Here is a 19,770-nt window from a genome sequence, read left to right as displayed (position 1 = left end):
GTACCGCACGAGGTTAGCCTTTTCCGCAGATCGACATTCCATGCCGACTGTGGGGGTAGACATGCTTCAATCGAACGACGCTTATCGGTCGCGCGCTGCGCACCGATCAACCCGGACCGTTGCGGCGGCCGTTTCCTTCCTCGCCATGGGCCTTGCGGTCCATCCCGTCTCGGCACAGGTCAGGGCCGCCACTCCCGGCACCCAGGCCATCGCGCCCGTCGTGTCCGGTGCGCAATCGGCCGCCAGCATGCCCGATGCCGCCTCGGCCTCGCGTTACACGGTGAGGGCGGGCGACCAGCTCGACGTCTTCGTCTGGGGAGAGGAGCGCATGCAGCGCCAGGTTCTCGTCCAGCCAGACGGCACTTTCGCCTTTCCGTTGGCGGGTACGATCCGCGCCGACGGGCGCAACGTCACCGACATCGCCGACGAGATTCGCGGCCGCATCGCGCTCAACTACACGGCCGGCCCGCCGGACGTGACCGTGACCGTGCGCGAGACCGACGGCACGCGTTTCTACGTACTCGGCAAAGTGCGGACGCCTGGAAGCTATACCAGTCGCTCGGCGCCCAATATCCTTCAGGCACTCAGCATGGCCGGTGGCACCGCCGACTTCGCCGACACCGGAGGCGCGGTGATCCTGCGCCAGACCCGCGCCGGTCAGGTGGTGGAGCGCATCAAGCTGAGCAAGCTTTTGAAAGGCGCCCGCTCGCTCAATTCCGGTGCCCTTGGCACGGCACTGCCGACGCTTCAGAGCGGCGACGTCCTGCTGATCCCGTGACGGCGGCACATCGTGGCACCCTGCTCCTCCTGGCAGTCGCCCCGCCGACGCTGGGGCTTGTTCCCGCCAATGCGGCCGCACAGGAGCAGCCGCCCTACATCGAGTTCGACATGACGGGGTTCACGGGGCGCAACCTGTTCCTCCTCACGGACGACCGCAAGATGAATTCGGGCGGGGAAGTCTCCGCACAGGCAGGTGCGACCCTCGGCGTCGATGCCGGGACCACGCTCGACCTCGAGGGCAGAATCGCATACCGCCGCTACAGTCGGCGCTATGGCGATTTCGTCACGGGTTATGGCAAGCTCGCGCTGGATCACCGTGGCAGCGAGCGCCTATCGGCTCGCACCGAAGCCTCTTTCGAACGCCTCCTGCCACTCGAAGGCACCAATGGCACGATCGATGCCGCAATCGATCCGGTAAGCCTCCAGGATCGCTACGAACTCAAGCAGAGCCTGCGCTGGCGCCCCGACCAATACCTGACGATCAGCGGAGAGGGGGCCTGGAGCCGGTTGTCGCCGCGCGGCTCGCAACTGCTGCGCCGTACCGATGCGGCCAACTTCGATCTCGGCGCAGAACGCCGGTTGTCGCCCTTTTCATGGATCGGCCTCGGAGGCTCGGCAACCTTCAGCAAGGCATCCGACGGATCACGCTCGGATGCGGCTCTGTTCGTGCTCAAGGCTGGAACGCGCGTCGCTCCTCATTTGTCCGTACAGGCTGAAGCGGGGGCGTCCCGGACTTCCCGAAGCGGGCCTGGTGCGCCGACCGACCGGACCCCGCTCCAACTCGCGACTTCGGTATCGCTATGCTACGATCCACGACGCTTGCGGGTGTGTCTTGCGGGGCAGATCAGGCCGGCGGTCACCGGCTTCGGCGGCATCCAGCGCGAAAAAGTGCTGACCGCCACTTTCGATTTCCAGACAAGCGAACGCGGCACCTTGAGCGCCCTTGGCGAGTATCGCTCCGTTCCCAGTCCCACATTCGGATCGGACGCGAAGATCGTCAGCCTCTCCACGACTTACGAGCATCGCCTCGACGACCGATTCCGCCTTCATGTCGGTGCGGACTATGACCGCCGCACCGGCCTGTCCAGCCAGACGCAGAGTTCCTGGACCATCCGGGCCGGCGTCACTTTCCGGATACCCAGCCGATGAACAATAACAGCCAGACACCCATGACGCCCTCGTCTTCGCCCACTGCGGCGCCCGGATCAGACCCTGCCAATGCCGATCCCCTCGGCATCTATCCGGTCGAGATCCTTGCGATGCTGCGCCGCCGCTGGCGCTGGCTGATCGCGCCGACCCTGCTTGGCGGCGTTGCTGCCGCAGCCTCGGTCGCCACGCACGAGCCGGTCTACCGTTCCTCCACGACGCTACTGATCGATTCCCCGCAGATCCCGCCCAGCCTGATTTCCTCGCCGCTGACGGACGTGGCGGACGAGCGGATCGCCAAGATTCGCCAGCAGGTCGTCAGCCGCGAAAGCCTGACCAGGCTGATCGAGCAGAACCGGCTCTATCAGCGGGAGCGGGCGGTGATGGACTATCCCAGGTTGCTCGAAATCATGCGTACGAAAGTCGGCGTGAACCTCGTCGCTGCGGATCCGACGCGGGGTCGCGGCGGCACGATCGCCTTCAACCTCTCGTTCGACTATCGCGATCCTCGCGGCGCGCAGGCGGTGACCGAGCAGTTGACCCAGATGTTCCTCGTCGAAGACAAGCGCTTCCGCACCGAACAGGCCACCGGCACCGCTGCCTTCCTCGCCAAGCGCTCCGACGAGTTGCGTCGCCAGCTGCGCGACCTTGCCGAGAAGCGCCGCAGCGTAGAGGCCCGTTATGCCGGCTCGCTGCCCACCGATGTCGCGCTGAGTTCGCAGTCCAGCTCGGCGATGCGCGCCGAGATTTCTCGCACCGACGCCGAGACTCAGGGGCTGATCCAGCAGTCCAGCCTGCTCGCCGCGCGTCAGCAGGAACTGGAACGGACCCCACCCGGCGTCGAAGGGCTCCAGCGCGCGGAAGAGCGCCTGTCCGCACTGCTTTCCACGCATTCGGAACGCTTCCCCGACGTCGTCGCCGCCCGCGCGGAAGTGCAGCGTCAGCGAAGCCTGATCGCGCAGGAACCGGGTCGCGGTGAGACGCTGATCGAGGCCGAGATCGCCGCAGGCCGCGAACGCATCTCCACCCTTGCCTCCCGTCGCGCCGAACTCGTGCGGACGATGTCCGATATCGATCACCGCGTCGCCCAGGCGCCGCAGTCGGCCTACGAACTCAGTACGATCGAACGCGAATACGACAACATCAAGCGTCAGTACGATTCCCTGCGGGAAAAGCAGCTCGACGCGCAAGTCGCCGCCAATCTCCAATCGGAGGACAAGGGCGAACGCTTCACCGTCGTCGACCCGCCCAACCTGCCGCTGCACCCGCTGGGCCGAAACGCATGGATGGTCATGTTGATGGGCCTCGCTGCCGGCTTCGGCCTCGGCCTGGCGCTCATCATCGCGCGCGAGATACTGACCGGTACGATCCACGGCACCGAAAGCCTGCGCCATGCGGTTCGTGCGCCCTTGTTCGGTGCCATACCGACAAGCCGAGATCCCAACTTCCTCGACAGGCTCGCACGCTGGCTGCCGGGCCGGGCGCGCAGTGCGCCGAGCTACTCGCCAGCCCATTCGCCAGCATAGTCGCCAGACAGAACCCGGAGCAGGCCCATGAACGCTGAAGTGCCATTCATTCCGCAGGGCGGCATCGAAGTCCCCGCCGTCGCCGGCATCACCTTCGCACCCGATGCCGGGCACCTTTCAGAGAATCACATAGTCGGGCTTGCACCGCCCAGTAACGAACTGCGGCAGTTCACGATGATCCGCTCGGCGTTGCTCGACCATGCCCGCGCCACCGGTTCCCGCGTCTTCGCGGTAACCTCGGCCGAGCCCGGCAACGGCAAGACCCACATCACCGCCAATCTCGCCATGGCAATGGCCAGGATTCACCCAACCGTCCTGGTCGAACTGGACTTGCGCCGTCCCGCGATGGGCAACCGGCTGGGCTTGCCGGACGACTATGCCGGGGTCGAGGACTATCTTGCCGGGGAGTGCCCCTGGAGCGCCACGCAGGCGCGCATCGAGGGACTGGACCTCACCGTCCATCGGGTGCGCCGCGCGCGTGCCGACGCCGAAGCGCTCCTCGCCTCCAATGCGCTGGCACTGGCGTTGCACAACCGGCATTCGATCGAGGACGGCACGATCTGCCTCGTCGATACCCCGCCCGCGATCCTCAGCGACGACCTAGCGCTGATCGCGCGCAACGTCGACGGTATCCTGATCGTCGCGGAAGAGGGCAGGACCGCGCGGGCAGCGCTTCAGGACGTCGCCCGAACCGTCAGTCCGACGCCCATCGTCGGCACCGTGCTCAACCGGTCCATCTCGCCGACCGCACGCCGGGTGGATTACGGGTACTACAAAAGTGGAGCCAGACAGGCCTGACCCACACATACCGGAGGATGCTATGACGATCCTGAAGCTGAAAGGGCGCGCCAGATGGCTGCGCGATCTGCCCTCGCAGGCGGCGCTCGCGGTACTCAACGAAAGGCGGGTGCGGCTGTGGCTCGGCAAGCGGCACCGCGCCGCCGTGACCCGGCATGCCCACAGGCTGCCGGACCTCGACGCAATCGGCAACGACGTAGTCGCACAGCTCAACCGCAAGGGCGTATGCGTCACCACGCTCGATGCCCTGCGTATCCACGGCGCCGCCGAAGTGGTCGACGCGGCATGGCAACTGTCGAGCCACTTCGCCCCCGAGGCTCGGGCACTGGCCCGGGACGGGAGACAATTCATCATAGTCCCCCCTCCAGATCGTCCGCAACCCGGACATCTACCGGTTGGGCCTTCATGAGCGCCTGCTCGACATCGTAGAGAGCTACATCGGTCTACCCGTGGCATACGACGGGGTGGCGATTAACTACACCGTGGCCGACGGGCTGGAAATCGCCACCCGCAAGTGGCATCGCGACCGCGAAGACCGGCGCATGCTCAAGGTCGCGATCTACCTCCATGACGTCGATGAGGAAGGCGGCCCGTTCCAGTGCATCGCCCGGCAGGACACGGTGCGCAGCGATATAGACGGTTACCACTACGAATTCGGCGAAGACCCGCTGCTCAAGGCACGGCTCGGACCGGACTATGCCGACGACGTGGTGAGTTGCACCGGGCTCAAGGGCACCGTGGTCTTCTGCGACACCGCACGCTTCTTCCATCGCGGCAAACCCGCCACCGGGCGTGACCGGGCAGCCCTGTTCTACAGCTACTTCGCGAACCCGCCTCGCCACCCCTTCCTGTGCGAGCGCAGCGGCATAGACCGCTCCGAGGCACTGCAGATGATCGAGGGCCTGCCCGACCGCCAGCGCCGCGCCGCCCTGTGGCGCCGCCGGCTCTCCCCGGTGATGCGAATGATCCCGCCCGCGAGCGTCTGATCCGCCACCCTCCCCGGACGACCGAGATGCCGTCCGGGGACATTCGCCCTGCGGCGTATCTGCAAACGACCTCAGCGCACCAGCGGTACCAACAGATCGACCATCCGGCCCGCACAACGCTCGGGATCATGCCGGTCGAGAACGCGGGCTCGGGCACGCTCTCCCATTGCCTCCAGTTCCTCCGGCCAGGCATCGAGCGCAGCGTCGAGCGCACCCTCGATAGCATCCACCGAGCCGGAGGGCACCAGCCAGCCGACATCCCCGTCGACCAGTTCCGGTATCCCGGCAATGGCCGTGGCGATCACCGGGCGGCGCAGCGCCATGGCCTCCATCAGCACGACAGGAAGCCCCTCGGCGAAGCTGGGCAGCACCAGCGCCCGCGCCCTACGCAGCGCACCGCGGATCGTTTGCGGGCTCGCCCAGCCATGCAGAGTGACGACCTCGCGCATTCCCAGCCGCGCGATCTGGGCCGCGATGATCGCCTCGTCTTCTCCCCCGCCGATAAGGTCGAGCCGGATCGGGCGCCGCACGGCGACGCGGGCGAAGGCTTCCAGCAGCAGCGGCAGCCCCTTCTGGGCGCTGAGACGGGCGACGCAGACGAAGCGCGTATCCTCTCCGTCCGGCCCGCCCTCCCGTTCATCCTCGACCATGGCTCCACCCTGCGAGAGCCCTGCGAAGAACGCCGGGTCCGGGGCACAGTGGACGACGTGGATACGTGACCAGTGGTCAGGATGCGACCAGCGCATCAACTGCCCGCGTCCGAAGCTGGAGACGCCGACCACAAAGGCCGCCTCGGCGATCTTGCCGGGCAGATCGAGGGCGCGCGGTGCGTCGAATTCATCCGGTCCGTGCGCGGTGAAACTGTAGGTAACCGGCGCCAACCGCGCCACGAGACGTGCCACCATCGCCGGGTTCGTGCCGAAATGGGCATGGAGGTGCGAGACCCCCGCTGCTTCCAGCCGCCGCGCCAGCAGCGCGGCCTCGGCGAAGTAGGCCAACGCCCGGATACGGTTGCCCCTCCCGCCCGTCCGCCACGCCAGCTGCAGCGCGCGCAGCGCGGCAAGCGGCTGCCGCGCCAGACAAGCCAGCGTCGCAGACGCAAGAGCGCCACGATCTTCCAGCAGCGCCGTGGTGCGGCCCGCCTCCGCGCGCTCGGCCGTATCGGCAGGAGTTTCACCCGCCCGACGCACGGTGAAGCGGTGGATTTCGAACCCCTGCCGCTCCAGTGCCGCGATCTCGGTCTGGATGAAGCTGTGGCTGATCTTGGGGTAGACGTTGCTGAGATAGGCGATCGCGCCCCGCGACCGGACGGGTCTGGCCTGGCGTACAATGCCGGACCACGCGGTCCCCGATTCATGCCTGAAGGCGAGCGGTTCGGCGGCGGTTCCGGTGATCTCCATAATCGCCGCATTATGCGCGCTGAGGCAGGCGCGCGGCATTCCGGGTTTTGCTTGGGAAATCGACGGAGGGATCCCCGGGAGCATGATCCCCCGGATGCCGCTTGAACGCGCGCCGTGGGATGAATCGCTGTCACTGCGGGAGACCCGTCTTGTCGGCATTTGCCGCCCTTCGTTCCAGATTGCCGGGCAAGCATCGGAACCGCGAGCAGCCGCCAGCGGGGCATGGGAGGACGGTCATGCGCCGGGTCAGAACAGGGCTCGGCGCATGTCTGGCCCTCGTCGCGATCGCGACCGTTCCAGCCCAGCGCCCCGTCGCCAGCCCGTTGCCCAAATTCACCGCGCCGCCGATCGTGCGTGGGGCTTTCGACGCGCCGGAGGATGTACTGCTGCCCCCTGCCGATCCGCAGTCGCAGCTGGCCCGCGCATTCAACGCCGGCGTGCCGCTGGCGAGGGGCGTCCTCGTCGCAGCCCAGCCCTTCTACCTGCGCGCCGCGCCGCCGGACCTGGCACGGGCCACCGACTGCCTCGCCGCTGCGGACTATTACGAGGCGGGTCTGGGCATCGCCGACCAGCGCGCGGTCGCGCAAGTCGTGCTCAACCGGGTGCGCCACCGCGCATTCCCGGCCAGCGTCTGCGGCGTGGTGTTCCAGGGTTCGGAGCGGCGCACCGGCTGCCAGTTCACCTTCACCTGCGACGGCTCGATGCTGCGCCGCACGCCGTCGGCGGAAGCATGGCAGGCGGCCCGCCGCGTCGCCACCGAAATGCTGCTCGGACAGGTCGATCCGACCGTCGGCCTTGCCACGCATTACCACACCGACTGGGTCAGCCCGGCCTGGGACCGCTCGATGGACAAGGTAGCGGTCGTGCGCACCCACCTGTTCTACCGCTGGCGCGGCACCCAGGTGTTCGAGATGCGCCACACCGGCAGCGAGCCGGACATTCCGATGCTTTCACGTATCTCGGAAGCGCATCGCGGATTAACCGCAGGCACGAGCGAAAGCGCAGAAGCGCCGCAGTTGCAGTTCCTGCCGATCATTCCGTCCGGACAGCCTGCCGCCGCGGCGGCGGCGCCAGCCGCACCGAGGACGGAGATCAGCAATGTCGCTGTCGCACCGCCGCCGAACATCTTCCTCGTGACCCTGCCCGCAGGCGGCACGCCCGCCAGCTTCCGCGCCCTTGCCGAACAGCGCTGCGCCGGAGTGAGCCGGTGCCGCTTCATCGGCTGGACCGACGCCTCCCGCACGCCCCGCGCCCTGCCGATGCCCGGCAGTTCGATCGACGCCATTTCCTTCATCTTCGAGCGCCGCAGCACCGCCGCCGCGCCGGAGAACTTGCGTTGGGACTGCACCCGCTTCGCGTCCGAAGGGCAGGGACATTGCATCTGACATTCCGGGCATGCCCCGTTCCGAAAAATTCTACCGCCCTTTGCCGAATTTCGCGGGGGTCGGCCTCGACTTAGACTTTCAGGGGATTGCGCCCCCGGTTGCGGCCGGACGGCAACGGAAGGAAACGCGACGTGCCGGCACCGCAGCATGCACCCTATCGCCGGGAGATAGACGGACTGCGCGCCATCGCGGTGCTGGCGGTGGTGCTCTATCATTTCGCGGTGCCGGGCCTGAAGGCGGGCTTCGTCGGTGTCGACGTGTTCTTCGTCATCTCCGGCTTCCTGATCGGCGGGATGCTCTGGTCCGAATTGCTGGAGGCGGGCAGGATCGATCTCGGCCAGTTCTACCTGCGACGCATTCGCCGCCTGGCGCCTGCGTTCTTCGCGATGGGCGCCGCCTGTGCGGTGATCGGCTGGTTTGTCCTCCTGCCCTATGAGTTCCGCAACTTCGGCAAGGAACTGATCGCCTCCAGCCTGTGGATGTCCAACGTCCTGTTCTACCGCGAGGCGGGCTATTTCGACTTCGGCGCCGACAGCCGGGTGCTGCTGCATACCTGGTCGCTTTCCGTGGAAGAGCAGTTCTACCTCTTCCTGCCGCTGCTGCTGAGCGCACTCGCGCTGGCGCGGGTCGGCCCGAAGGTGATCCTGGGTATCCTGATCGCAGTCTGGGCCGGATCGCTGCTCGCCTGCGTGGCCCTGACCGCCGGTTATCCGGTGATGACCTTTTACCTCTTCCCCTTCCGCGCCTGGGAGATGCTCTCCGGCGTGCTGCTGGCGATCTGGCTGCGCGATGCCGCCCTGACCCCGCGCCTGCAGGCGGTGCTGGCAAGCGCAGGGTTCCTGCTGCTGGCCGCGTCCTTCCTGCTGATCAGGAACGCGAGCTTTCCCGGCTGGCAGGCCATGCTCCCGGTGGCAGGCAGCGCCGCGCTGCTGGCAGGCGCGAAGGGGGACAGGGGCAATCCGGGCGCCGTGCTTTCGCACCCTGCCATGGTCTTCATCGGGCTGATCTCCTACTCGCTCTACCTCTGGCACTGGCCGCTTCTGATCTTCTCGCGCTACTGGCGCGGGCACTATGCCTCGCCGCTGGAAACCGCCGGATGGCTGGCGCTGGTATTCGTGGTCGCGGCGCTGAGCTGGCGCTTCGTCGAGCAGCCCTTCCGCCGCAACCGCCGGATCACTGCGCCCGTGCTGCTGAGCAGCGCCGCCGTGGCCGCCTGCGCCACCCTCTCGGTGGGAGCGGCCACGTTCCTCGCCGATGGCCTGCCAGACCGTTTCTCGCGCGATACGCAAGTCTACATCGCGGCGTCGGCCGGCTTCCTGCAGGACACCAGCCGCTGCCGCCGGCCGGAGGACGGTCCCCTCGCCGGAATCAGGACATGCGCGATCGGTCCCGACGGCCGGCCCGAATTCCTGATCTGGGGCGACAGCCACTTGCGTGCGCAAATGGATGGCCTCGCCATGGCCGCCCGCGAGGCGGGGCGACCGGGCATGATCATCTGGCACGCCGGATGCCCGCCGCTCTTCGGCCTCGCCAAGCACGAAAGCGCCGCGACGCCCGACCAGGACCGTACCTGCGCCGACGACAACCGGCGTATCCGCGCGGCGATCCGGCAATATCCGAGCATTCGCCGCCTGCTGCTGGTCGGACGATGGGCCTACTACGCCGACGGCAAGGGGGTCGGCCGCGACGCCCACAACCTCATCACCCTCTCCCCCGAGACGGGCTCGGGCTTGCCGCGCGGCGTCTCGCAATCGGCTCTGTTCGGCGCCGCGCTGAAGCTCACGGTCGCGGAACTTAAGGGCGAAGGCCATGAGGTCTACCTGCTGCGCCAGGTGCCGGAAATGCCGCAGTTCGACAGCGTCCGCGTCGCCCGCGACCTCGCTTACGGGCGGCTGACCCCAGACCAGGCCCGGGTGCTCGCCAGCGTGCGGATGCCCGCCTTGCGCGACCGCAACCGGCTGGCGGAGGTGTCGATCGGCCAGCTCGTCGCCGATCGGCAGGTCCGTCTGATCGACCCGTGGCCAAGGCTCTGCCGCGACAGCTGCAGCGGCATGGTGCAAGGCGCCTCGCTCTACTTCGATAACAACCACATGACCTACGAGGGCTCGGTTCGCCTGCGCGACCTGTTCATCCCCTTCATGTCGGGCTCCGGCGCCACGAACATAGCCGCGGCACGGCCATGATGACCGGCGACCTTGCCTCCCGCCGCTGGGACGTCATCGTCATCGGCACCGGCATCGGCGGCGGCACCATCGGCCGCCGCCTAGCAGAACGCGGCCTCTCGGTCCTGTTCATCGAAAAGGGTCGCTCCGGCTACCGCACCGAGCAGAACCACATGGCGGGCGACGACGTCCACGACCCCGAAGCGCGGCTCATACGCGGATCATGGCCCGATACCGCGCGTGCGCGCATCGAAGGGCAGGAACGTCGCTTCCATCCCGCGATCGGCGCCGCCGTCGGCGGATCCTCGGTGTTCTACGCCGCGACGCTGGAACGGCCCGAGGCACACGACCTCGACGACAGCGCCGAGCGTCCGCACCCGACAGACGGATGGCCGGTCGGCTTCGACACGATGCTTCCCTGGTTCGACCAGGCACAGGCCCTGTTCGAGGTCCGGGGCCAGCCCGATCCGCTTGCCAACCACCCGACGCCCAACCTCTCCGCTGGCCCGGCGATGTGCGAGGGCGACGCCCGGCTCATGGAGGGCATGCGGCGCTCCGGCCTCCACCCCTACCAGTTGCACAGCGCCATGCGCGGGGTAGAGGGCTGCGGGTCGTGCCTGGGCCGCAAGTGCCCGCGCCCATGCAAGCTCGACGGACGATCGGCGGGTGTCGAGCCCGCCCTCGCGACCGGCCGCGCCGCGGTTGCCGAGCGCTGCGAAGTCACGGAGCTGCGGGGTGACGGCCCCCGTATCACCAATGTCGTCGTCCGCCGGGACGGAGAAACGCTCGAATTCACCGCCGACCATGTCGTGCTTGCGGCCGGCGCCCTTTCCTCGCCGCGTATCCTCCTGGCCTCGCGCTGCGCCGAGTGGCCCGAAGGGTGCGGCAACGCCCACGGGCAGGTCGGACGATACCTGATGTTCCACCTCAACGAGATGTTCGCACTCTGGCCCCGGCGCGGCGAAGGCTATGCCGAAGCGGCCAAGTCCATCGGCTTTCGCGACCTCTATCACGCCGAAGGGCACCGCTTCGGCATGGTGCAGGCGATGGGCCTCGACGCGGGCGAGGGCGAGATCCTCAATTACCTGCGGGGCAAGATCCAGCGCAGCCCACTGCGTCGCCTGCCCGGCGCCAGCCAGATGGCGCGCATACCGGCCAAGGTCGCCGCGCGGGCGCTGGGCCAGGCCAAGGTCTTCGTCGGCCTGCTGGAAGACATGCCCTACGCCGAGAACCGCGTCATGCCAGACCCGGAGCGTCCCGGCGGCATCCTGATCGACTACCGGTTCAGCCCCGAACTCCACCAGCGCCGCAAGCGGTTCCGCAAGCTGATCCGCACTTCGCTGGGATTGCGGCGCACGCTGTTCCTGACCTACCAGCCGGAACTGAACTTCGGCCATCCCTGTGGGAGCCTGCGCATGGGGACAGACCCCGCCAGATCCGTCGTCGATGCCGACTGCCGCGTCCACGGCATCCGCAACCTGTGGGTAGCCGATGCCTCGTTCATGCCCACCTCGATGGGCGTCAATCCCAGCCTGACGATCGCCGCCAACGCGCTGAGGGTCGGCGACGCAATCTTGGCGGCTCCGAAGGCATCGCGCCATGAGCCTCTAGCCGTGAGCGTCCTGTCATGAGCGGGGCCGCAAAGCTGGCGATGGTCACCGGCGCGGGCAAGGGTTTGGGCCGCGCGCTGGCGCTGGAACTCGTCGCGCGCGGCTGCACCGTCGCCGGTCTCGGCCGCGACGAGACCGACCTGTCGGCCACCTCGAAGCTGTGCCCGGTCGCCGGGGCATTCCACCCCATCGCCTGCGACGTGTCGGACTACGAAGCCCTGCGCGCGGCCTTCGCCACGATCCGCCGCCTCGGCCCGGTCGCGATCCTCATCAACAACGCCGCCGCCTACCCGCGCCGCGACTTCCTCGACGAGACGCCCGAAAGCTTCATGCAGACCATGGCGATAAACCTGGGCGGCATGGTCGCCTGCAGCCGCCTGGCGCTGGAGGACATGGTGAACCGGGGCAGCGGCCGCATCGTCAACGTCACCAGCTTCGCCGACCTCGCCCCGATCGCCGCAAGCAGCGCCTATTCCGTATCCAAAGGTGCGGCACGAATCTTCACCCGCGCGCTGGTCGCGGATCTGGAGGGCCGCTTCCCGGAGATCGTCATCAGCGACTGGATCCCCGGCGCCCTGCGGACCGCGATGGGCCTGCCCGACGGCATCCACCCCGCCGACGCCGCCCGCTGGGGCGCGCAACTCGCACTGTCGAGCGATCCTTCGCTGAACGGCACGCTATGGGAGCGCAACAACGAGGTTCTCGAACAGCAATCGCTCAAGCGCCGAGTTTTCAACCGCCTGATGATGCGCGCGGCGCCCACGCCGAGGGTACTCAGCGCCGCCTGACCTGAACTCGATCCCGTCGTGGATCGACGGTTTCTAAACAAACCGGGGGATATACGCGGCTTCACGGGAGAGGGAGCCAGAGCCAGTCATTCAACAGCCATTTCTTTGTGCGCGGAAACGCCCGGGTCGGCTATTCCACTTTAGATGTCCATGATTGACCAACAGCGGCTTAGCGACCTGCAAACGCAGATAGCTGCCATAAAATCATCGGATTTGTCCGATGGGTTGTTGACCGCCCGAATTGCATCGGATAAATCCGATAGATGCAAACGGACGCAGCCCTTTCGATCCTCACCGCCCTCGCGCACCCGACCCGCTTGTCGACCTTCAGGTTGCTAGTCCAGCATGAGCCCGACGGCCTTTCAACTGGGCAACTCGTCGAAGCAAGCGGTTTAAGCCAGAGCACATTCTCCACCCATTTGGCGGTCCTGGTGAAGGCCGGGTTGGTCGTTCCCGAAAAGCGCGGACGCCAGCAGATCCAGCGTGTCAGCATCGACGCGTTGCGCGGTCTTATACTGTTTCTCGCAAAGGACTGCTGCGGTGGTCGCGCCGATCTGTGCGAGCCGCTGCTAGCCGAACTCACGTGCTGCTGAAGGATCACCCCGTGACCGACATAATCATCTACCACAACCCCACTTGCGGGACGTCACGCAACACGCTCGCCCTCATCCGGAACTCCGGTGTCGAGCCTCACATCGTCGAGTATTTGAAGACGCCTCCGGTCCGCGCATTACTTGTCGATATGATCGACCGCGCCGGCATGACCCCCGCGACCTGCTGCGCGAGAAGGGCACCCCCTTTGCCGACCTCGGACTCGCCGATCCGGCACTGTCCGACACGGCACTTATCGACGCGATGATGGAGCACCCTATCCTCATCAACCGGCCGCTGGTGGTGACGCCGCTGGGTGTGAAAATGTGTCGCCCGTCCGAAGCCGTGCTGGACATCCTGCCCGATGCGCAGCGCGGCGCCTTTGCCAAGGAGGGCGGCGAGCAGGTCGTAGACGCGGCCGGCAATCGCATCCACCCTCAGTGAACTACCGCGCCATCCTTGCCGAGGCGTTGGGCAGCCTACTATTGTTCGCGAACGTCGTCGGTTCGGGGATCATGGCGGAGCGTCTCGCTGACGGGAACGAGGCCATCGCGCTGTTGGGCAACACGCTGGCGACCGGCGCGATCCTGTTCGTGCTGATCACGATGCTCGGGCCGGTGTCGGGCGCCCACATGAACCCGGTCGTCACACTGGTCATGCGTCTTCGCGGTCAGATCCGTACCGATGCGGCGCTGGCCTATGGCGCGGCCCAGCTAGCGGGCGGCATCATGGGCGTGTGGCTGGCGCACCTTATGTTCGATGTGCCGGTGCTCCAGCTTTCCGATAAAGTGCGCTACGGTCTTGGCCAATGGGCAGGCGAGGCAGTAGCCACCTTCGGTTTAATCCTGACGATCGCAGGGACGGTACGGCTGCGCCCGGACAGCGTGCCCGTCAGCGTCGCCCGATCGCTGAGCGATAGCTTCGCAGGGATCGCCCCGTCCTGCGTGCCAGCCTTCATCGCCGCGCAGATCATCGGCGGGCTCGCTGCCCATATTGCCAGCGGGATCATCTTCCCGGCATCACTACAGAAGGAACCTGCATGAGCCGCGTCCGCGCCCTGCCTGACCCGGACAATCTTCCGGCTCTCGATCCCGCCTATGCCATCGCGCGTCCGGCGCTCGGTCTTGGTAACGACCGGCCCCCGCCACGTATCCTGCTGCTCTACGGCTCGCTGCGGGAACGATCCTTCTCGCGGTTAGCGGTCGAGGAGGCAGCGCGGCTGCTCCGGTTCTTCGGTGCAGAGACGCGCATCTTCGATCCATCCGACCTGCCGCTACCTGACCAGGTGGCGGGAGACGACCACCCTGCCGTCCATGAACTGCGCGAACTGTCGATGTGGTCAGAGGGACAGGTGTGGTGCAGCCCCGAGCGGCACGGCCAGATCAGCGGCATCATGAAGACGCAGATCGACCATCTGCCACTGGAGATGAAGGGCATGCGCCCCACGCAGGGGCGCACCCTCGCCGTGATGCAGGTGTCCGGTGGTTCGCAGTCGTTCAATGCCGTCAACACGCTGCGCCTTCTCGGGCGATGGATGCGCATGTTCACGATCCCCAACCAGTCGTCGGTCGCCATGGCCTACAAGGAGTTCGACGAGACGGGGCGCATGAAGCCATCCAGCTATTATGACAGGATCGTCGACGTGATGGAGGAACTGGTGCGGATCACCGTGCTGACGCGCCCGCACGCGATCCAGCTGGTCGACCGTTATTCGGAGCGGAAGTCTATGAGGACAAAGGTTGATCCTTCAGCCACCCGTGCCAATGCAGCGCTGGGCGACAGCGACTGAACGCTTCGGGCACCTCAGGCTGGAGGAACAGGACCAAGTGCTTCGATGATGCGGCAGTCAGCAACGATGCCGCCATCGCAGGAATCGATCACCGCCTTAAGCTCTTTGCGAAGGGCGGTAAGGTCGGCCAGTTTGCGATCCACTTCCAGCAGGTGCTCCCTGGCGATCCGATCGATACCGGCGCAATCGCCGCTGCGATCGCCCGAAATGCCCAGCAGCGCGCGAACCTGATCGAGCGAAAACCCAAGGTCGCGGGCACGGCGGATGAAGGAAAGGCGGCCAAGTTCGGCCTGCCCATAGTCCCGGTAGTTGCTCGTCGTCCGCGCTGGCTTGGGTAGCAGGCCGATCTTCTCATAATATCGGATCGTCTCGATCTTGGTGGCCGTCGCCTTGCCCATATCGCCAATCGTGAATGCCATGCCCTTGACCCTGTAGTCGCTACAGGGCCTATATAGCCCGTCATCACCGAAACAGGAGATGCATATGGCCGGCGGATGCTGCGGCGGATCACAGAACGATACGGAAAAGCTGAGAGACGCTGCGTGGCGGCGCGTGCTGTGGATTGCGCTTGCCGTCAACGCGCTCATGTTCGGCGTGGAGATCGTCGCCGGGGTCACTGCCGGGTCCGCATCGCTCAAGGCCGATGCGCTCGACTTCCTGGGTGACGCAGCCAATTATGCGATCAGCCTCGGCGTCGCGGGCATGGCGCTGGCGTGGCGAGCGCGGGCCGCGATGACCAAAGGTGTGTCGATCCTGCTGTTTGGCCTCTGGGTCCTTGGCAACAGCATCTGGATGGCGGCGCAGGGCGTCGTTCCTGCCGCAGAGACCATGGGTATCGTGGGCGTGATCGCGCTCGTCGCCAACCTTGCCTGTGCCACGATGCTATGGCGCCACCGGGAGGGTGACGCCAACAGGCGCTCCGTATGGATCTGCTCGCGCAACGACGCGATCGGCAATATCGCCGTGGTCGCTGCCGGCCTCGGCGTGTTCGGCACCGGCACGGGCTGGCCGGACATCGCGGTCGCGGCGATCATGGCCATACTGGCGCTGTCAGGCGGATGGCAGATCATCCGCCAGGCTCGGGATGAACTAAGGGGAGCACCTATTCTCCGCCGAAGCGAATCCGCACCCCTCCGTTAAGGACGAAACCATCGGTCGGTGCCCAGGCATCGACCGTCCACGCACCCGTGGCCGCCCGGCGCGGCAGAAGCAGCGGATCGTATTTCGTCTGCCGCACATCGAGCAGGTTTTCGGCATTGAGGAACAGGCTCATCTTGCCCAGTATCAGTTCGCCCATGGCGCCCAGTTGGACATAGGGCCTGCTGCGCGTCCGATACGGATTGTCGTCCAGCGACTGACGCCCGGTATAGTAGGCCTCGATCCCGAAGCGGCCGCGCCCTTCCTGCTCCCACATGCCGACGAAGCCCGCGCTGTCTCGCGGCGTCAATGGCAGCAAACGGCGGCCGGGTCCGTTGGGATCCGGTTCGCGCGCGGCGACATGGACGTAGCTGCCGGTCAGCGACAATGCCCGCCAGCGATAGCGCAGCAGCACTTCGGCGCCGCGCGTCCGCGTGACGCTATCGGCGTTGACCAGCGTGACATGCTCGGCATCCACCGCCTGCAATTGCTGGGCATGGTCGATGTTGGAAGCGAACAGGCTGAGGTTCGCTTCCAACGGCCCGTTGGCGTAGCCGAAATCGACCGAGCCACTGTCGGCGATCTCCGCCTTGAGCTTTCCATAGGGCTGCAGCCGCGCGAGGCCATTGGCCTCCGTTTCTTCGACAAACGGTGTCGGCGCATAGAAGCCGCGGCCCAATGAAGCGCGGATAGTCCAGGGACCGGGCCGATAGAGCGCGGACACACGCGGACTGATATGCGAACCATAGTCACTGTGCGCATCCCAGCGCAGGCTGCCTGCCAGCGTCAACCTGTCGGCCAATTCCTGCTCACCCTGCACGAAAAGTGCGGGCACGGTGTAGCTATAGTCGAAGGCTGAGAATGCTTTGGACCGGAAGTCGTCCAGCTGCACCGCAGCGCCTGCCAGCCATGTCGTCGTGCCCGCCTTGCTGCCGATCGACGCCTCCGCAAATGCCGTGTGGTGGCGATCATCTTCCACCGTGTCGCCGAAGACATGACGATGGGACTGGGTGACGCCGGAGGCCCGCAGATGCAGCGTACCGATGCCTTCCAGCGGCGTCTCGGCCGTGAGACCTAGATCATACCGTCGGCTGCGCAGCGTCTGAGCAAATGGCGATCCGTCCGGAGCCTTCGCGCTTGAAATGGTTCCGCCGTCGCGTTGCTCTGCCATCGCGCCGAAGGTGAGCAAGGCCTTGGTCCCATCGGCAGCGTCGATAAACAGCCGGGGCCGGAATGTGAAGCGCTCGTAACCGGGCATGTCGGCCCAGCCGTCGTCGTTCAAATCCTGACGACTTTGTCGATCGTAGCCTGCCGTGATCGAGGCGCTGAGCACGCTGCTGAGCGGTGCGGCGACATACCCCGTCACATCCTGCCCGTCCCGGCTGGTCGCGTTGAGCAGGAGTTCGCCCTGTGGTTCGCTGGTTGGACGGCGTGAAACCAGATTGATGACGCCGCCAAGCGCCGAGGGTCCGTAGAGCGCCGATGCCGCGCCTTTGATGATCTCGACCTGGCCAAGATCGGTCGGCGGAATTTGCAGCAGGCCGATGGAAGGCGTCTGCCCGCCGTAGAGCGGCAATCCGTCGGCCAGTATCTGCGTGTAGCGGCCCTTGAGGCCCTGGATGCGGACATTGGCTGCGCCCAGCGCAGGCGATGTGGTCTGGACGCGAACGCCTGGCGTCTCGCTAACGAGCATGGCGATGTTGCCGGGCCGCATGAGGAGTTTCTCCTCAATCTCCTCGCGATTGATCACATCGACGCGGATGGGCTCATCCTGAACACGGCGGCCCGTGCGCGTTGCCTGGACCACAATCTCGGTCTCGGCGTCTTCGGCATGATCGGCGTCGGCCTGCGCGTAGGCTGGGCTGGCAATCACGATCGCAATGACCAGCACGCTGCCAGTTGGATATGCCCCGCCGCCACGAAACATCAGACTCATATCGCCCCGTTCCTTTCCGGCATGAACCGCCGGTTACGGAAGGCTTCATAAGCCCTGTAGCAACTACAGGGTCAAGGGCGACTTTCTGGATCAAAATCGGATGTCGGAACGACAAAGATGGGCGCGTTGTTGCCGTCCCGCTGTCGGTAGAGTCAGGAAGTGGCGCGGTGTCGTGCGGCGCGCCTGTGGGGCTTGCCAGACGATCCGTTTCCACTCCCTGCTCATCGAACCGGACGTGCAGATCTCCCGCATCCGGCTCTCGGACAAGATATCACGCCTTCACCCACGGCGGGCTGCGGCCAAGTTCGCCAGACGTACGAGGCCGAAGCGCTCGTACAGCTCAGGGTCGTGATAGGCTCCCTCGCGCTTTCGTCTGGTCTTGTGCTTGGCCCGCAGCCACCGGCGCAACCGCACCACTGTGTAACTGTCGATAGCCCGATATGCCCTGCTCGTGGTTCCAACCGAGAAGTAGTTGGCCCATCCGCGCAGCACCCGGTTCATCTTGGCCACAAGGTATGTGGTATCCTGCCATGTACGCGCTCGGTCTGTCAGCTCGTGGATCGTAGCGATCACGCGCTGGATGCTTTTCTTTGATGGCCGGTGGCCCATGTAGGCTTTGCCGGTTTTCGCGGAGTACATCCGACCAAACGTGTATCCCAGAAAGTCGAACGTCTCGTCCGGCACCTTACAGATACGTGTCTTTTCCTCATTCACTGTCAGCTTCAGCTTTTCCATGATCCTGCGCATGTGATCTAGCGCAGCTTCCGCATTGCCCTTCGCACACAGGATCACGAGATCATCAGCATAGGTGACGAGCCGCGCGCCTAGACGTTGCCCAAGACCGAGCTTCCGCCACCCCAAAACGAACCGGCGCATGTAGAGATTTGCCAGCAGTGGTGAGATGGGTGATCCTTGCGGGATGCCGCGCCGCTGATCGCGGGCCTGCGTCGTTCGTGTCTTCCTGCCCTTGTCATCCGTTTCTTCGACAGCGCATTCCAGCCAGGATTTGATCAGATGCAGAACGCGCGGATCAACGATCCGGCGCGATACCGATTTCATCAGCTCAAGGTGGGGGATGCTGCCGAAGTAGTCGGCAAGGTCGGCGTCCACGACATCCGGTCGGCCATAGAACAGTTGCTCCTCCACCTCGACCACGGCCTGCTGGGCGTTGCGCCCGGCTCGGTAGGCGTAGATCTCGGGTGGGAGGTCGGCTTCAAAGATCGGTTCAAGCACCAGCATCGCTGCCGTCATGCAGACCCGATCCCGCACGGTGGAAATGCCCAGCGGCCTGAGTTTGCCGTTGGCTTTTGGTATGTAGACCCGTCTGATCGGTTCCGGTCGGTACGTCTCCTCTTTGAGCGCAAGCGCCAGTTCCGCCAGCCATCGCTCGACGCCGTAGTCCTCGATACCCGCAAAGTCCTGACCATCCACACCCGGCGCGCCCCTGTTGGAACGACACTGGGCATAGGCATGAGCCAGAATGTCATTGCGGCTAATCTTGTCGTACAGCGCGTAGAACCGATAGCCGACTTCTGCCTTCGCTTTCGCGTGCAACGCCTTCTGCAGTTTCTGGACGCTTATCGGAGTTGATAGGTTACCCAATCTCCTGCCCCTCACCACTTGCTGCGTTCATCTTGAACTGAGGCTCCTTCCCTCCACCGACATTACCCGGCTTCCTCGGTACTACGGGCCTCTCCGCCACCCCATTGCGCCCTTCCCTCCCTCGCGGGCGTCCA

The 19,770-nt window shown here is 65.9% G+C and carries 18 protein-coding genes and 1 pseudogene; 15 read left to right on the top strand and 4 right to left on the bottom strand.

Annotated features, from left to right (window positions below; translation table 11 throughout):
- The first annotated feature begins 61 nt into the window (after window positions 1–61).
- Genes KZO24_RS17010 through KZO24_RS16985 form a run of 6 tightly spaced genes read left to right on the top strand, consistent with a single transcriptional unit; the run spans window position 62 to window position 5,236 of the window.
- Window positions 62–778, top strand: coding sequence for a polysaccharide biosynthesis/export family protein (locus tag KZO24_RS17010; RefSeq protein ID WP_285020188.1), 717 nt, complete (start codon window positions 62–64; stop codon window positions 776–778).
- The gene (locus tag KZO24_RS17005; RefSeq protein ID WP_271181375.1) at window positions 775–1,929 is read left to right on the top strand and encodes a porin family protein; all 1,155 of its coding nucleotides are present in this window, start codon (window positions 775–777) and stop codon (window positions 1,927–1,929) included. Before KZO24_RS17010 ends, KZO24_RS17005 begins: the two co-directional genes overlap by 4 nt.
- The gene (locus KZO24_RS17000; RefSeq protein WP_486486657.1) at window positions 1,926–3,452 is read left to right on the top strand and encodes a GumC family protein; all 1,527 of its coding nucleotides are present in this window, start codon (window positions 1,926–1,928) and stop codon (window positions 3,450–3,452) included. Before KZO24_RS17005 ends, KZO24_RS17000 begins: the two co-directional genes overlap by 4 nt.
- 27 nt (window positions 3,453–3,479) lie before the next feature.
- Window positions 3,480–4,250 carry a P-loop NTPase family protein gene (locus KZO24_RS16995; protein WP_271181377.1) on the top strand — a complete coding sequence of 257 codons (771 nt, stop codon included), beginning with the start codon at window positions 3,480–3,482 and terminating at the stop codon, window positions 4,248–4,250.
- A gap of 22 nt (window positions 4,251–4,272) precedes the next feature.
- Window positions 4,273–4,659 (top strand): hypothetical protein, encoded by a 387-nt coding sequence (locus KZO24_RS16990; RefSeq protein WP_486486656.1) that lies wholly within the window; start codon window positions 4,273–4,275, stop codon window positions 4,657–4,659.
- Window positions 4,646–5,236: a phytanoyl-CoA dioxygenase family protein gene (locus KZO24_RS16985; RefSeq protein ID WP_486486655.1), complete on the top strand. Its 591-nt coding sequence runs from the start codon at window positions 4,646–4,648 to the stop codon at window positions 5,234–5,236. The genes KZO24_RS16990 and KZO24_RS16985 overlap by 14 nt, the downstream gene beginning before the upstream one ends.
- A 71-nt stretch (window positions 5,237–5,307) precedes the next feature.
- Here the strand turns inward: KZO24_RS16985 and KZO24_RS16980 are convergent, their stop codons facing one another.
- The gene (locus KZO24_RS16980) at window positions 5,308–6,636 is read right to left on the bottom strand and encodes a glycosyltransferase (RefSeq protein WP_271181379.1); all 1,329 of its coding nucleotides are present in this window, start codon (window positions 6,634–6,636) and stop codon (window positions 5,308–5,310) included.
- Between the two features lie 236 nt (window positions 6,637–6,872).
- Here KZO24_RS16980 and KZO24_RS16975 point away from each other — a divergent pair, with 236 nt between their 5' ends.
- The 8 genes and pseudogenes from KZO24_RS16975 to arsH all read left to right on the top strand — a co-directional run bounded on the left by KZO24_RS16975 (window position 6,873) and on the right by arsH (window position 14,961).
- Window positions 6,873–8,021, top strand: coding sequence for a cell wall hydrolase (locus tag KZO24_RS16975; protein WP_271181380.1), 1,149 nt, complete (start codon window positions 6,873–6,875; stop codon window positions 8,019–8,021).
- A gap of 131 nt (window positions 8,022–8,152) precedes the next feature.
- Window positions 8,153–10,204 carry an acyltransferase family protein gene (locus KZO24_RS16970; RefSeq protein ID WP_271181381.1) on the top strand — a complete coding sequence of 684 codons (2,052 nt, stop codon included), beginning with the start codon at window positions 8,153–8,155 and terminating at the stop codon, window positions 10,202–10,204.
- Window positions 10,201–11,814 carry a GMC oxidoreductase gene (locus KZO24_RS16965; protein ID WP_430097531.1) on the top strand — a complete coding sequence of 538 codons (1,614 nt, stop codon included), beginning with the start codon at window positions 10,201–10,203 and terminating at the stop codon, window positions 11,812–11,814. Before KZO24_RS16970 ends, KZO24_RS16965 begins: the two co-directional genes overlap by 4 nt.
- The gene (locus KZO24_RS16960; protein ID WP_271181383.1) at window positions 11,811–12,581 is read left to right on the top strand and encodes an SDR family oxidoreductase; all 771 of its coding nucleotides are present in this window, start codon (window positions 11,811–11,813) and stop codon (window positions 12,579–12,581) included. The genes KZO24_RS16965 and KZO24_RS16960 overlap by 4 nt, the downstream gene beginning before the upstream one ends.
- Before the next feature lie 263 nt (window positions 12,582–12,844).
- Window positions 12,845–13,174 carry an ArsR/SmtB family transcription factor gene (locus KZO24_RS16955; protein WP_271181384.1) on the top strand — a complete coding sequence of 110 codons (330 nt, stop codon included), beginning with the start codon at window positions 12,845–12,847 and terminating at the stop codon, window positions 13,172–13,174.
- 11 nt (window positions 13,175–13,185) lie between these two features.
- Window positions 13,186–13,616, top strand: a pseudogene (gene arsC / locus KZO24_RS16950) (arsenate reductase (glutaredoxin)).
- Window positions 13,613–14,215: an aquaporin gene (locus KZO24_RS16945; RefSeq protein WP_271181386.1), complete on the top strand. Its 603-nt coding sequence runs from the start codon at window positions 13,613–13,615 to the stop codon at window positions 14,213–14,215. The pseudogene arsC and the gene KZO24_RS16945 overlap by 4 nt, the downstream one beginning before the upstream one ends.
- Window positions 14,212–14,961, top strand: a complete 750-nt coding sequence (gene arsH, locus KZO24_RS16940; RefSeq protein ID WP_271181387.1) for an arsenical resistance protein ArsH — start codon at window positions 14,212–14,214, stop codon at window positions 14,959–14,961. The genes KZO24_RS16945 and arsH overlap by 4 nt, the downstream gene beginning before the upstream one ends.
- A 14-nt stretch (window positions 14,962–14,975) precedes the next feature.
- On the opposite strand, the gene KZO24_RS16935 is transcribed toward arsH, so the two are convergent.
- Window positions 14,976–15,380 (bottom strand): MerR family transcriptional regulator, encoded by a 405-nt coding sequence (locus KZO24_RS16935; RefSeq protein WP_271181388.1) that lies wholly within the window; start codon window positions 15,378–15,380, stop codon window positions 14,976–14,978.
- A gap of 64 nt (window positions 15,381–15,444) precedes the next feature.
- Here KZO24_RS16935 and KZO24_RS16930 point away from each other — a divergent pair, with 64 nt between their 5' ends.
- On the top strand, window positions 15,445–16,101 hold the full coding sequence (locus tag KZO24_RS16930; RefSeq protein ID WP_271181389.1) for a cation efflux transmembrane domain-containing protein: 657 nt from the start codon (window positions 15,445–15,447) through the stop codon (window positions 16,099–16,101).
- Here KZO24_RS16930 and KZO24_RS16925 read toward each other — a convergent pair.
- Both KZO24_RS16925 and ltrA read right to left on the bottom strand, forming a co-directional pair.
- A complete protein-coding gene (locus tag KZO24_RS16925; RefSeq protein WP_486486654.1) occupies window positions 16,064–18,025 on the bottom strand; it encodes a TonB-dependent receptor plug domain-containing protein in 1,962 nt (653 codons plus the stop codon). The two genes, KZO24_RS16930 and KZO24_RS16925, sit on opposite strands and share 38 nt — an antisense overlap.
- A gap of 288 nt (window positions 18,026–18,313) precedes the next feature.
- The gene (gene ltrA / locus KZO24_RS16920) at window positions 18,314–19,636 is read right to left on the bottom strand and encodes a group II intron reverse transcriptase/maturase (protein WP_486486653.1); all 1,323 of its coding nucleotides are present in this window, start codon (window positions 19,634–19,636) and stop codon (window positions 18,314–18,316) included.
- Window positions 19,637–19,770 lie beyond the last annotated feature (134 nt).

This window comes from Novosphingobium sp. NFX11 (assembly GCF_057376415.1).
This window is presented reverse-complemented; position numbering and strand designations above follow the sequence as displayed.